This is a genomic window from Streptomyces lydicus, assembly GCF_004125265.1.
In the GTDB taxonomy this organism is placed as follows: Bacteria; Actinomycetota; Actinomycetes; order Streptomycetales; family Streptomycetaceae; genus Streptomyces; species Streptomyces lydicus_C.
In genome coordinates, this window is sequence record NZ_RDTE01000003.1 from 6,477,999 (window position 1) to 6,490,630 (window position 12,632).

Sequence of the window (12,632 nt, forward strand, 5' to 3'; positions counted from 1 at the left end):
ACGGGCCGAGAACCCGCGAGGCGCCGTCGCCCGGCCGGCTCCCCCATGCCACCGCGGGCCCGGCCCCGCACGCCACCCCGGCCCGATCCCGCACACCCCCGGCCGGGGCCGGCCCGGCCCGCCACCCGCACGCCGCGCCGGGAGCGGCCGCCCGCCCTACGCTCGAAGGCATGCCCCGTCTCCATATGCATGTGACCGACGCAGCCGAGGCCCCGCTGCGGGTCGCGCTGCATGAGCTGCGCGGAAGGCTGGAGATCCCGGACCACTTCCCGCCCACGGCCCAGGCCGAGGCGGAGAGCGCCGCCCGCGCCCCGCGCATACCGGCAGCCGACGGCGCGGTGGCGACCGAGCACACCCTGGAGGACGCCACCGACCTCCCCCTCTTCACCCTCGACCCGACCGGCTCCCTCGATCTCGACCAGGCCGTGTTCCTGTCCCGGCGCCCCGGCGGCGGCTATCGCGTCCACTACGCCATCGCCGACGTCGCCTCCTTCGTGACCCCCGGCGGCGCCCTGGACGCTGAGGCGCACCACCGGGTGATGACCCTCTACTTCCCCGACGAGCGGGTCCCGCTGCATCCCCATGTGCTGAGCGAGGGCGCCGCCGGCCTGCTGCCCGACCGGGACCGCCCGGCCGTCCTGTGGCAGCTCGACCTCGACGCGGACGGTGCCCTGACCGCCGCGTCCGTACGCCGCGCCCTGGTCCGCTCCCGCGCCCGGCTGGACTACGCCGGCGTCCAGCGGATCCTGGACGACGGGACGGCAGAGGAGCCGCTCGCCCTGCTCCGCGAGATCGGCCTGCTGCGTGAGGAACGGGAGGTCGCCCGGGGCGCGATCTCCCTCCACGTCCCCGAGCAGGAGATCGTCGAGCGGGACGGCCGCTACACCCTCGAATACCGCGCCCCGCTCCCGGCCTACGGCTGGAACGCGCAGATCTCCCTGCTCACCGGCATGGCGGCGGCCGAACTGATGCTGGCCTCCGGCACCGGCATCCTCCGCACACTGCCGACCGCCCCTGACGGCTCGGTCGCCCGGCTCCGCCTGACCGCCCGCGCGCTCGGCGTCGACTGGCCGCACCACACCTCGTACGCGGCGCTGATCCGCACCCTCGACCCGCGGCACCCCGCCCACGCCGCGTTCCTGCAGGAGTGCACCGCCCTGCTGCGCGGCGCCGGTTACACCACCTTCGACGGCACCGCGCCCCGGGCCTCGGAGGCGCTGCACGCCGCCGTCGCCGCCCCGTACGCGCATGCCACCGCGCCGTTGCGGCGGCTGGCCGACCGCTACGCCTCCGAGCTGTGCCTGGCCGCTTCGGCCGGCGCCGAACCGCCCGGCTGGGTACGCAGCGCGCTGCCCGCCCTGCCCCGCGAGATGGAGACCGGTGCCCGGCGCGCCAACCTGGTGGAGCGCTCCTGCGTCGACCTGGTGGAAGCGGCGCTGCTCCGGGACCGGGTCGGCGAGATCTTCGAGGCGCTGGTCGTCGACATCCAGGAGAAGGACCCCACCCACGGCACCGTCCACCTCTACGACCCGGCCGTCATCGGCAGCGTCGAAACCGCCCCGGAAGGCCCCGCGCTACCCCTGGGCCACCGCATCCCGGTCCGCCTCACCGAAGCCGAACCGGGCCACCACCCCGTCCGCTTCACCCCTGCCTGACGGCGGCCCCGCCCGTCCCCGCGGCCGTGCCCTCTCCCGTCTCCGGCGCCGTCCCCGTCGCCATGCCCCCTCCCGTTCCCGCCACCGCGCCCTCTCCCGACCCCAACGCCGTCCCCGCGTGCACCGTCGCCAGCTGCGCCCGCAGGGCCGTCACCGCCGCCCGCGCGTCATCGGCATGGAACCGCACCGTACGCACGGTCTCCTGCCGCCCCAGCAAACCGAAGGCCACGACCGGTTCGGACAGCTCGACGGTGACCGAGGTCTGATCGCCGACCACCAGCTCCACCACCTCCACCTCGCCGCTGTCCTTCTTCGGCTCTCTGACGAACCGGAGGTCGTAGCGCACGGAGGCGATCAGCTCCAGCGGGATCCGTATGTCACGGCGCGCACCGGCCCGTAGCCACAAGATCTCCACCCCCAGCACATGCGGCCGGGTGACCGCCGCCGCCTGCAGACCCAGCACCGCCAGCACCGTGTAGACGTCGAGGACCAGCATCACCGCGTGCGCCACCGGATGGTCCGCCAGCAGCACGCTGACCCCGACCGACTCCACCACACACACGAACGCCAGCCCGTACACGAACGCGGCCTGTGGCCCCGCATACGCCAGGGCCCGCTCACCCGGCGCCACCCCGATCCGCCGCCGCGCCACCCACGAGCCCAGGCTGGCCAGCCACCGCGCCTCGTAGGCGGCCAGCCGGCGCAGCGTGGCCACCCGGCTCACCGCGCACGCTCCGCGACGAGCCGGATCGCCCGGCGTACGGCCTGGGCCTGCGCGGGCGCGACATGCTCGTAGTACGCCGTCAGGAAGCTGTCGCCGGCCTCCGCGCCCGCCCCGGCTGCCTGCTCCCATTGCTCCCTGCCGGTCTGGGCGACCACCGCCGGCGGAATGCAGTCCGCCAGCGCCCGCGCGGCCGCTTCCACCCGCGGATCGTCCGCCGCGGCCTCCACCAGCGCGTCGAGCAGGCCGTACACCTCGTACATCTGCTGCATCGCCCCGGGCGCCGCGACCGCCTCCCCCAGCAGCTCCACCATCCGCTTGTTCCCCTCCGCCTCGCCCGTCGATTCGAGCAGCGCCAGCACCTCCCGTTCCTTCGCCGCCATCGCGGGCTCCGGCCCCGGGTGCGCGGCGGAAGCACGGGCCATCTCCGCGAAGAGCGCCGCCAGTTCGTCCGACACCGGCCCCTCCGCGGGCAGCCCGCCGTGCTGGTCCGCCTGCCGCCGCACCGCCGCCAGCCGGGCCCGCCGCGACCGGATCTCCTCCTCCTGGCGGGCCAGATCCGCGTCCAGCTCGGCCAGCACCTCGTGCAGCTCACGCCCCGCGTCATCGGCGAGGACGTCCCGCACCTCGTCCAGCCCCAGCCCCAACTCCGTCAGCCGGCGCACCCGGGCGAGCGCGACCGCGTCCCGCAGCCCGTACTCCCGGTAGCCGTTGGCGCGGCGTTCCGGCTCGGGCAGCAGCCCGAGGTGGTGGTAGTGGCGTACGGCACGGGTGCTGACGCCGATCAGACGTGCGAGCTCTCCGATTCTCATGTGCCCAGTACAAACGTTGCCGCTGCGACAAGGTCAAGACCCGGCCCCGGGGCCGGAACGAGGAAGCCCGGCGGGAAACGGGGAAGCCTGCGGAGAACGGGGAACTCTGGGGAAACGGGGAAGCCCGGCAGGAACAGGAGGGAAGCCCGGCGAGGACCGACGTTCCCTACGGGTAGCATGGTCACCACGGCGGACGAGCCGGCCGGACGGCCGCGTGGGGATCACCGATCCCCCCGAGGAACGTCCGGGCTCCACAGGGCAAGGTGGTGGGTAACGCCCACCCGGGGTGACCCGCGGGACAGTGCCACAGAAAACAGACCGCCGGAGGCTTCGGCCTCCGGTAAGGGTGAAACGGTGGTGTAAGAGACCACCAGCCTCCGAGGTGACTCGGAGGGCTAGGTAAACCCCACCTGGAGCAAGGTCAAGAGGAGGCATCTGCTGATGCCTCTGCGCGGACGACCGAGGGCTGCCCGCCCGAGTCCGCGGGTAGACCGCACGAGGCTGCCGGCAACGGCAGCCCTAGATGGATGGCCGTCTCCCCCCGGCCCGCAAGGACCGGAGGCGACAGAACCCGGCGTACAGGCCGACTCGTCCGCCCCCACGACCCCGACCAGGTGAACGCCCCGGCCGGGGCCGTTGCGCGGGGCGCTCGCCCTGACACTGCCCTGACACCGCCGGCTCCTCCAGCCGAAGCCGGCGGCGTAGCGTCTTCCCGCCCGATCCGCGATCGTATGCGGCATGGACTTCGACGAAACAGAGATGCGTGAAGCGGTCCGCGAGTTGGCCGGGGCCTTGGAGACGATGCTCAACCTGGTCAAAGCCGATGCGCTTCCCGCGACTCCCGAGGCTCACCGCCTCATGCGCGAGGCGATGGCCTTCCTCGACGAGTCGAGCGACCGGATCTCCGCCCCGGACAGGCCGGGTGAGGTCCTCGACCTCGCCAAGACCCTCAACGGACTGGTCACTTCGGCGCGGGAGCAGATCCTCGCCGACACCGTCGCCGCCTCGCCCGTGCCCGACCACCCGGACATCTGAACACTCCGCGCCGATCCTGGGGCGAACGGAGTCGGGCCGTTCTCCATGAGCCTTGCCCGGACGCAACTCCGCCTGCGCCAGGTGGCAGGAGTCCGTCTGGCGGCAGGAGTCCGGCCGAGCCGGATCAGCTGCCGGTGTCGATCTGTGAGGAGATCCGCGGCACCACGCCTCGTTCCCGTATCTGGTGGGAGTGCAGGAGGTAGCCGAGGTGCAGCCGGTTTCTTGCTCCCAGCCTTCGCATGAGGTCCGAGACATGACGCTGGCAGGTCCGTAAGGACATGCCCAGCCGGCGGGCGATGACCTTGTCCTCGAGGCCCTCTGTCAGCAGGTGGGCGATCGTGGTCTTGATGTCGTCGAGGACTTGGTCGGCGGTCGCCGGGTCGTACCGGCAGGGGAAGGGGATGGCTGTGCTCCAGGCCGGTTCGAATGCGGACCGCATGAAAGCGACCACGTGGGGATCCCGGACGATCAGTGCGCCGTGCCGGTCGTCGCGCAGAGAGGTCACCGCCACCTTGCCGTCGAAGAGGAGCAGCTTCATGAATCCGTCGCTGCGGGTGCGGACTTCGGCTCCCCGTCCGGTGACGTGGTGGACGAACTCCGCGGTCGCGGGGCTGAATCGCGCGGTGTGCTGGTAGAGGGTCCGCAGCCGCACGCCCCGGTCCAGTAACTCGTCGGTGCGCTCCAGCGATTCCGTGAGCGCTTCGGCGGGCCGCGCTCCGCCCGGCTGAGCGGTGATCACTTCTTCGGTGGCCTCGGCGGCGAGCTGGGTGAGGGCCCGGCGGACCGAGGGAAGATCCGGGATGATCTCCAGGGGGCTCGACCCGGCCTCGTGCAGCGTGGCGCTCTCGTAGACCTGCGAGAGTTCGGAGTACACCTCCCGGATGGCCTCCACCTCACGCTGACGACGGGTGAGTTCTCTGACGATCGGCCAGACGAACTGCACCCTGGCGCTTTCGGGCGAGAGAGCCCGCAGGGTGCCCTTCTCCCACGAGGACCTGCACAGCAGCCTGAGCGTCATCAGCTGGTCGATCGCCTGGTCCAGGCATTCGTGGGACATCCGCGTCCGCGTACGCGCCTCATGGGTCGGGATGCCTTCGGGGACCTCGGCCAGGAACCGGTACACAGCCCGGACTTCCTCACTCAGAACAGGCCATTCCCCTGTGGCATGAAGGCCGGATACCTCCACGTTGCACACTCCCGGTGTGTCTGAGCCGCGCGGCACATCGATACCTGGCACGCCGGAGGCCGACCCCCGGAGGCGCAGCACCCGGAAGCGGCCTCGACTACCCCATGGCTCATATTTTATGCCGAGTTAAGGAATTCTCCGTGTTGGCTTCGATGTTCGCCACAATTGGCCGGTTTCCGTTGAGCGGGTGTGGGGGCGGCCGGGCGTTCGGGGTGCTCCGGTCGGGGCGCTCCCGACCCTTGACGTATCTGCGCCAGACGCAGACACGACACCCCGTGCGTGTGTACGCACAGCCCGTTGTCACGCAGGCTCATTACGGTGCCGGTCCCCTGAAGACACGGAGTTGTCATGACGCTCACCGCACGATGTCCGGCCGTACCCGTACACCACGCCCTGACCAGCGGCCCGTCGGCTCTCGGCCTTGGCATGACCGCCGACCTCGGCTGGGGAGACTGAGCGTTCCTCCTCCCCGGCAACCGTCCGCTGACAGGAGTTCCGTCCGTGAACGCAAGGCGCTATTCGCTGACCCCGCAGATGGCCCAGTACGACGACTTCGTCGACCGCGGGGAGACCCGCTGGGTGCCCTATCTGATGTACTTCCACCGGGCGGATTACCGCTCCGGCGTGGTGAACACCGATCGTCTCGGATTCCGCGTCTCCCACGGCGCGACCGGCACCGCCTCCGTCGCCGACGCACCCGCCGACGGCACCGTCAACGTACTGGCGGGCAGCTCCACCGCATTCGGTGTGGGCACCACGAGCGACGCCGCCTCGATCCCGTCGCGGCTGTGGACCCGGCACGCGCCCTCCGCGCCCTGGCTGAACCTCGGTGCCCGCGGATACTGCTCCACGCAGGAGATGATGCTCTACCTGCTGCACCGCGAGATGCTGCCGCCGGTCGACCAGATCGTCATCCTCTCCGGGCTGAACAACCTGGCGCTGGCCGGCCTGCCCCGGGCCCTGCAGGGCGATTACGGGGCCTTCTTCTTCTCCGGCGAGTACTACCAGCAGATGGAGGAGCTGCGCTCGCGCCACCGCAAGGCCAAGCGCACCGGCCGGTTCGGGCGCGGCGAACGCCGGTCCGCCGAGCCGCCGCCGGCACCCGCCGACGAGCCGCCGTTGACGCTCGACGAACGGCTGACGACCGCCATCGAGCGCACGGCGCTCGACCTGGAGCGCTTCAGGCTGCTGGCCGGCACCTCCGGCACCCGGATCTCGTTCGCCCTGCAGCCGCTGGCCACCTGGGTGCGGGAGACCCCCTCGCCCGAGGAGGCCGAGCTCTTCCGTGAACTGGACGGCAAGCAGTCGACGTTCTGGCAGCTCTTCGGTGAGATCGCCCCCGCCGAGGTCGGCCGCCGTTACGCCGAGGGCATCGCGCAGGCGTGCGCCAAACACGACGTGGCGTTCCTGGATCTCAACCCGCTCGTGGCGGATGCCGCAGATCCCGGGCAGTGGCTGTTCGTGGACCGCGCGCACTTCACCGACGAAGGCTACGACCTGGTCTCCGGTCTGCTGGCCACGGGCCTGGGGCTGTCCTGATCTGTTCTGCTGACGGCCCGGCCCGGCACACCGGCCGCCCCGGCACATCCTGACCGCGCCGACGTCCCCCGCATCGCACCCGCCACTCCTGAAGGGAAACTCCCATGGCACTGCTGCGTAAAGTCCTCGGCTTCCTCCAGCGCAAGCGGAAGACCAAGTCCAAGGACGACGCCTCCATCTACCCGATGTTCTGACACCCCGGAACCGGAACCGGAACCACAGGAGGAGCGTCGATGCAACGCCAGCAGGCGGCGGCCGGCACCGCCGGCCGCCGGCCCCGGGACTTCGCGGAGCAGTGCCGCACGCTGTACGTGGAGGCAGCGGACCCGGAGGGGTTCCCCCCGAGGGTGGCGCTTCCCGACGAGTACTCCCGTGCGCTGACGGCATCGGCACAGACGCTGGAGGACTGGGAGCGCCTGGCCGGCGCATGGTCGGCCCGGGCCGGCGACGACTACCGGGCGCTCGCGGCCCGGGCCGCCGACCAGGAGTCGCGTGACGCCCTGGTCCGCCGGGCGGCCCTCGGCGCGGCTCCGCTCGCGCTGGTCTCGGGCGCCTGGCTGCAGTGGCTGAGCAGCCCCGGCAACGGCGACAGCGAGCTGACGATGCGTACGCTCTCGCTCTACGCCCAGGACCTGGGTGCCGGGCATCCCGGCGCCGACCGGGGCAGCGCGTACCGGGCCCTGCTGCACCACCTGCGGCTCGCGGAGCGCGCCGCCCCCGTCACCCGGCTGACCCAGGACCCGCAGGTGTCCGACCTGGCCTTCGCCCTGCCCGGGCCGCTGCTGGCCATGAGCCGACGGCCCGACGAACACCGCGCGGAGCTGGTGGGGGCGGATCTGTGCCTGCGGGCGGTCGGGCTGCTTCCGCCCCTTGCCCTGGTACGTGAACTGCTCCCGGCGGCGGCCGACTGGACCGCCCTGGACCCCGGGGCCGCCCGCCGGGCAAACACCCCGACCGGACTCGCGCTCGCCCGTGCTGCCGCCGCCGCGATCCCGTCGGAGAGCCCCGACGCGCCGGGGCTGACCGCGGGCTTCCGCTGGGCCCTGGACCTGCTGCAGCGGTGGAACGGCGGCCTGTACGAGGAGGTGTCGGCGGCCCTGGACCCGGCCCATGACATGGCGGAGCTGCTGAGGCTCCGGGCCCGTGAAGCGGCCCTGTACCACCGGGAGTTCAAGGTCGAGGGCCGCCCGCTCGGCGACTGGTTCACCGAGGCCCGTACCGCCCCCCACGGACTGCTCCGGGCCCTCGCGGCCGGCCGGCTCGTCAGGCCGGGGAGCCCCGAGCGCAGCCCTCTGCTGCGCGGCCTGATCTCCGAGAACGGCCCGATGTTCCGGATCTTCTCCCCTGCGGACGAGGCCGTGATCCGGCGGTGGATCCGCTCGCTGCCCGTCGCCGCGGACCGCGACGGGCAGGACACGGTCACGGTAACGGCCAGGGACCACGGCACGACCACGGTCACGATCACGGAAACGGAAACGGCGGCGGCCCTCCCCACCCCGACGTCATCGGTACGCGCCCCGGCCGCGCAGCGCGACCGGCCCCCCGGCTCCCTGCGCGAGGCGTACCACCTCCTGCTCAGCCGCGGTGACACCCCCGAGCTGCGCCGGTACGCCACGGGGTACGTACACGGCTGGCTGGCGCGCTCCCGCGTCGACTGGGACACGGCCGGGCATCTGCCTCCGCAGCACTGGGATCCGCGGGGGCTGCGCCCATGGCTCCAGGAGCAGCACGACCGGCACGGCCGGGAATTCGAGCAGGGGGCGGGCGCACCCGTGCCCTCCAAGGAGGCGCTGGTCGACGCCACCGTGCAGCTCGCGCCCCTGACCCTGATAGACGGCAGCTGGCTGCAGGGCTTCACGGACTACGGCCATGCCTCCTCGGACGTCGGCCATCTGCTGTTCTCCACCTACTGGGACGAACTCGGCAACGGGGAACTCGGCCTCAACCACCCCCTGATCTACCGCGAGGTGCTGCGGGAGATGGGCGTCGAACTGCCGCCCACCGCCTCCCGCGAGTTCGCGCAGTGGCCGGGGTTCCGCGAGGAGTCGTTCGAACTGCCGGTGTACTGGCTGTGCATCGGCCGGCTGCCCCGCACCTTCCTGCCGGAGGTGCTGGGGCTGAACGTGGCGATGGAGCTGTCCGGCGTCGGCGGCGGCTACCGGCGCGCCCGCATCGGCCTGGAGAAGTACGGGTTCAGCACCCGTTTCGTCGACATCCACAACACCATCGACAACGTCGCCACGGGCCACTCCGCCTGGGCCGCCGACGCGGTGGACGCCTATATGGCCACCGTGCCCTCGGTGCTGGGTCCGGGGTGCGAACCGGAGGTCTGGGAGCGCGTCAGAACGGGCTACCGGTCGTTGAACCCACCGGGCGGACGGCGCGCCAGAAGGGCCGCCCGGCATGCCACGCGTGCCTACGAGAACAAACGCCCATACGGAAACAAACGCCCGTACGGAAACAAGGGAGAGGTTCATTGAGTCATGTCCTGGCCTTCATCGCCATCGCCCTGGTGGTGAATCTGACCCCGGGGCCGGCGATGCTCCACTGCGTCGCGAGCAGCGTCAGCAGGGGGCCGCGGGCCGGTATCAGGGCAGCTCTGGGCGTGGAACTCGGGGTCTTCGTCTACGTCGTGGCGACCGTGACCGGGCTCGCCGCGCTCCTGGTCTCGGCCCCGACCGCCTACACCGTGGTGCAGCTCATCGGTATCTGCTTCCTGGCCTACATGGCCTGGACGAGCGTTCCGCGCGGCAGGCAGGGCGAAGGGGAGGACGGCGTCACCCAGCGGAATTCCGGTGGCCGCCCGTTCGTCAAGGGCTTCCTGCTCAATGTGTCCAATCCGAAGATCGCCCTGTTCTTCCTGACCATCCTTCCCCAACTGGTGCCCTCCGGAGCGAGCTCCTGGCAGCTCCTCGCCTTCGGCCTGGGCTTCAACCTCTCCGGATTCACCGTCAACACCCTGGCGGGTCTGCTCGGCCACCAGCTCGCCCCGGCCACCGACCGGCTCGGCCCCGTGCGCAACGTCCTGCCCTGGATTCCTCCCGCGGTGTTCCTCGCCCTCACCGCGGCCGCGCTGTGGAGTGTGATCACGAGATGAGAGAACGGCTGGCGGCCCTGCGGGCCCGAATAGACGCCGCGGCCACGGCCGCGGGCCGGCGCCCCGAGGCGGTGGAACTGCTCGCCGTGTCCAAGGGACACCCGGCCTCCGCGATCCGCGAGGCCCTTGCGCTCGGCCTGGACCGTTTCGGCGAGAGCTACGCCGGTGAGGCCCTGCCGAAGACGGCCGAACTCCGTGGCGCGGGTGCCCAATGGGTGTACCTGGGGCCGATCCAGAGCAACAAGACCAGACTCCTGGCGGAGAACTTCTCCTGGGTGCTGGGGCTCTGCTCGCTCAAGGCGGCCCGGCGGCTCGACGCACAGCGCCCCGACGACCTGCCGCCGCTCCAGGTGTGCGTCCAGGTCAACGCCGACGGCGACCCCGCCAAGGCGGGCCTCGCCCCGGACGAGCTCGATCCGTTCCTGGAGTCGGTCCGGGACCTGAAGCGCCTGACCGTCCGCGGACTGATGACCATTCCCCGCAAGGCGGTGCCCGCCGCCCCCGTGACCGGACCGCCCGCCTTCGAGGTACTGGCCGAACTGTTCGCCAAGCAGATCGCGGCCGGGCACCGGTGGGACACCCTCTCCATGGGGATGAGCGGCGACTTCGAGGCGGCGATCGCCGCCGGATCGACCCAGGTGAGGCTGGGGACCGCACTGTTCGGCCCCCGGCCCGCCAAGCCCGGCACAGGCATCGAAACCGACACCGGCACAGGCACCCCAGGAGTGGACGCTCACCATGACTGACCTCGTTCTGGGAATCTCCGCCTACTACCACGACAGCGCGGCAGCCCTCGTCGACGGCACGGCCATCCTCGCCGCCGCGCAGGAGGAGCGCTTCACCCGCCGGCGCCACGACCCGTCCTTCCCGGCCCGGGCGGTGTCGTACTGCCTGGCCGAGGCGGGCGCGACGCTGCGGGACGTCAGCGCGGTGGCGTACTACGAGGATCCGGCGCTCAAGTTCCGCCGTGTGCTGGCCTCGTACGCCGGCGCAGCGCCGTTCGGCTTCCGCTCGTTCCGGGACACCCTGCCGGAGTGGCTGCGCTGGAAACGGCGGGCCGAACAGACCGTCCGGCGGGAGCTGGCGGCACTCGGCCTGGGAGCGGTGCCGGACCTCGTCTGCCGCCGCCATCACGAGTCCCACGCGGCCTCCGCGTTCTTCCCGAGCCCCTACGAGTCCGCTGCCGTGCTCTGCATCGACGGGGTGGGGGAGTGGGCGACCACCTCGCTCTGGCACGGGCGCGCGGACCGGCTCGCGCCGCTGGCCGAGCTGCGCTTCCCCCATTCACTCGGCATGCTGTACTCCGCGTTCACCTACTTCTGCGGGTTCAAGGTGGACTCCGGCGAGTACAAGCTCATGGGTCTGGCGCCCTACGGCACGCCCCGTTACGCGGACCTGATCCGCGAACGGCTGATCGATCTCAAATCCGACGGTTCCTTCCACCTGGACATGCGCTACTTCGCGTACCTGCGGGGCCAGGTGATGACCGGCCGCCGCTTCGAGGAGCTTTTCGACGGACCGCGCCGGCGCCCCGAAAGCCCTCTGACGGAGCGCGAGTTCGACCTGGCCGCCTCCGTGCAGCAGGTGACCGAGGAAGCGGTCCTGCGCCTGGCCAGGACCGCGCAGCGGCGGACCGGGGAGACCCGGCTGTGCCTGGCGGGCGGGGTGGCGCTCAACTGCGTGGCCAACGGCCGGGTGATCCGCGAGGAGATCTTCGACGGGGTGTGGGTGCAGCCGGCGGCCGGTGACGCGGGCGGCGCGCTGGGCGCGGCGCTCGCCGTCGCGATGGAGCGCGGCGCCGAACGCACCCACCTCGGGAGCGGCGGGGACGCCATGTCCGGCGCCCTGCTGGGCCCCGCCTACCGGGACGAGGAGATCCAGGAGTACCTGGACGGCGCCGGCGTGCCGTACACCCGGTTCGAGACGGACGAGCTCGCGGCCAGGGCGGCCGCGGAGCTGGCGCGGGGCAAGGTGGTCGGCTGGTTCCAGGACCGGATGGAGTTCGGGCCGCGCGCCCTGGGTGCCCGGTCGATCCTGGGCGACCCCCGCGACACCGAGATGCAGTCCGCGATGAACCAGAAGATCAAATTCCGGGAGTCCTTCCGTCCCTTCGCGCCGGCCGTCCTCGACACCGACGCCGAGGACTACTTCGAACTCAAGCAGGAGAGCCCCTACATGCTGGTGGTCGCGGACGTGGCCGCCGCCCAGCGGCTGCCCGCCGAGGACTCGGGCGCCAGCGGACTGGAGCGGCTGAAGGTCCACCGCTCGACCATCCCGGCCGTCACCCATGTGGACATGTCGGCCCGCGTCCAGACCGTGAGCCAGGAGGCCAACCCGGCCTTCCACCGCCTGCTGACCGCCTTCAAGGCCGAAACCGGCTGCCCGGTCCTGGTGAACACCTCCTTCAACGTGCGGGGAGAACCCATCGTCCGCTCGCCCGAAGAGGCCTACCGGTGCTTTATGCGCACCCGGATCGACGTCCTCGTGCTCGGCAGCTTCCTGCTGCTCAAAGAGGCCCAGCCAGCCTGGAGCGAGGACGGCGACTGGCGCGACGAGATCCCCCTCGACTGACCTTCCTCCGGACCAA

General features: G+C 71.8%; 10 protein-coding genes and 1 other RNA gene. 8 read left to right on the forward strand and 3 right to left on the reverse strand.

All coding sequences use genetic code 11. The features are described 5' to 3' along the window. Positions 1 to 170: 170 nt before the first annotated feature. Positions 171 to 1,655, forward strand: a complete 1,485-nt coding sequence (locus D9V36_RS31085; RefSeq protein WP_129296681.1) for an RNB domain-containing ribonuclease — start codon at positions 171 to 173, stop codon at positions 1,653 to 1,655. Here D9V36_RS31085 and D9V36_RS31090 read toward each other — a convergent pair. Both D9V36_RS31090 and D9V36_RS31095 read right to left on the reverse strand, forming a co-directional pair. Continuing rightward, complete coding sequence (locus D9V36_RS31090; protein ID WP_241721117.1) at positions 1,642 to 2,379, reverse strand: hypothetical protein; 738 nt, start codon at positions 2,377 to 2,379, stop codon at positions 1,642 to 1,644. The genes D9V36_RS31085 and D9V36_RS31090 overlap by 14 nt on opposite strands. Continuing rightward, positions 2,376 to 3,188 carry a MerR family transcriptional regulator gene (locus D9V36_RS31095; protein WP_129296682.1) on the reverse strand — a complete coding sequence of 271 codons (813 nt, stop codon included), beginning with the start codon at positions 3,186 to 3,188 and terminating at the stop codon, positions 2,376 to 2,378. Before D9V36_RS31095 ends, D9V36_RS31090 begins: the two co-directional genes overlap by 4 nt. A gap of 194 nt (positions 3,189 to 3,382) precedes the next feature. Between D9V36_RS31095 and rnpB the strand changes: the two genes are divergently transcribed. Together rnpB and D9V36_RS31105 are read left to right on the forward strand one after the other, a co-directional pair. Further along, an RNA gene (gene rnpB, locus D9V36_RS31100) (RNase P RNA component class A) lies at positions 3,383 to 3,783 on the forward strand. Between the two features lie 143 nt (positions 3,784 to 3,926). Continuing rightward, a complete protein-coding gene (locus D9V36_RS31105) occupies positions 3,927 to 4,223 on the forward strand; it encodes a hypothetical protein (RefSeq protein ID WP_129296683.1) in 297 nt (98 codons plus the stop codon). A 124-nt stretch (positions 4,224 to 4,347) separates the two neighbouring features. Here the strand turns inward: D9V36_RS31105 and D9V36_RS31110 are convergent, their stop codons facing one another. Beyond that, complete coding sequence (locus D9V36_RS31110) at positions 4,348 to 5,346, reverse strand: LuxR C-terminal-related transcriptional regulator (protein WP_129296684.1); 999 nt, start codon at positions 5,344 to 5,346, stop codon at positions 4,348 to 4,350. Between the two features lie 564 nt (positions 5,347 to 5,910). Between D9V36_RS31110 and D9V36_RS31115 the strand changes: the two genes are divergently transcribed. The 5 genes from D9V36_RS31115 (at position 5,911) to D9V36_RS31135 (ending at position 12,616) form a co-directional block, all read left to right on the forward strand. After that, positions 5,911 to 6,948: an SGNH/GDSL hydrolase family protein gene (locus D9V36_RS31115; RefSeq protein WP_129296685.1), complete on the forward strand. Its 1,038-nt coding sequence runs from the start codon at positions 5,911 to 5,913 to the stop codon at positions 6,946 to 6,948. 233 nt (positions 6,949 to 7,181) lie between these two features. Next, positions 7,182 to 9,428, forward strand: a complete 2,247-nt coding sequence (locus D9V36_RS31120; protein WP_129296686.1) for an iron-containing redox enzyme family protein — start codon at positions 7,182 to 7,184, stop codon at positions 9,426 to 9,428. Next, positions 9,425 to 10,045 (forward strand): LysE family translocator, encoded by a 621-nt coding sequence (locus D9V36_RS31125; protein WP_129296687.1) that lies wholly within the window; start codon positions 9,425 to 9,427, stop codon positions 10,043 to 10,045. Before D9V36_RS31120 ends, D9V36_RS31125 begins: the two co-directional genes overlap by 4 nt. Further along, positions 10,042 to 10,791 carry a YggS family pyridoxal phosphate-dependent enzyme gene (locus D9V36_RS31130; protein ID WP_129296688.1) on the forward strand — a complete coding sequence of 250 codons (750 nt, stop codon included), beginning with the start codon at positions 10,042 to 10,044 and terminating at the stop codon, positions 10,789 to 10,791. The genes D9V36_RS31125 and D9V36_RS31130 overlap by 4 nt, the downstream gene beginning before the upstream one ends. Continuing rightward, positions 10,784 to 12,616, forward strand: coding sequence for a carbamoyltransferase family protein (locus tag D9V36_RS31135; protein WP_129296689.1), 1,833 nt, complete (start codon positions 10,784 to 10,786; stop codon positions 12,614 to 12,616). Before D9V36_RS31130 ends, D9V36_RS31135 begins: the two co-directional genes overlap by 8 nt. The last annotated feature ends 16 nt before the right edge of the window (positions 12,617 to 12,632 follow it).

What these genes read in the sequence shown, in the direction of transcription:
- D9V36_RS31135 (WP_129296689.1), top strand. Translation starts at nt 10,784, where the DNA reads ATGACTGACCTCGTTCTGGGAATCTCCGCCTACTACCACGACAGCGCG.
- D9V36_RS31105 (WP_129296683.1), top strand. Translation starts at nt 3,927, where the DNA reads ATGGACTTCGACGAAACAGAGATGCGTGAAGCGGTCCGCGAGTTGGCC.
- D9V36_RS31120 (WP_129296686.1), top strand. Translation starts at nt 7,182, where the DNA reads ATGCAACGCCAGCAGGCGGCGGCCGGCACCGCCGGCCGCCGGCCCCGG.
- D9V36_RS31130 (WP_129296688.1), top strand. Translation starts at nt 10,042, where the DNA reads ATGAGAGAACGGCTGGCGGCCCTGCGGGCCCGAATAGACGCCGCGGCC.
- D9V36_RS31095 (WP_129296682.1), bottom strand. Translation starts at nt 3,188, where the DNA reads ATGAGAATCGGAGAGCTCGCACGTCTGATCGGCGTCAGCACCCGTGCC.
- D9V36_RS31085 (WP_129296681.1), top strand. Translation starts at nt 171, where the DNA reads ATGCCCCGTCTCCATATGCATGTGACCGACGCAGCCGAGGCCCCGCTG.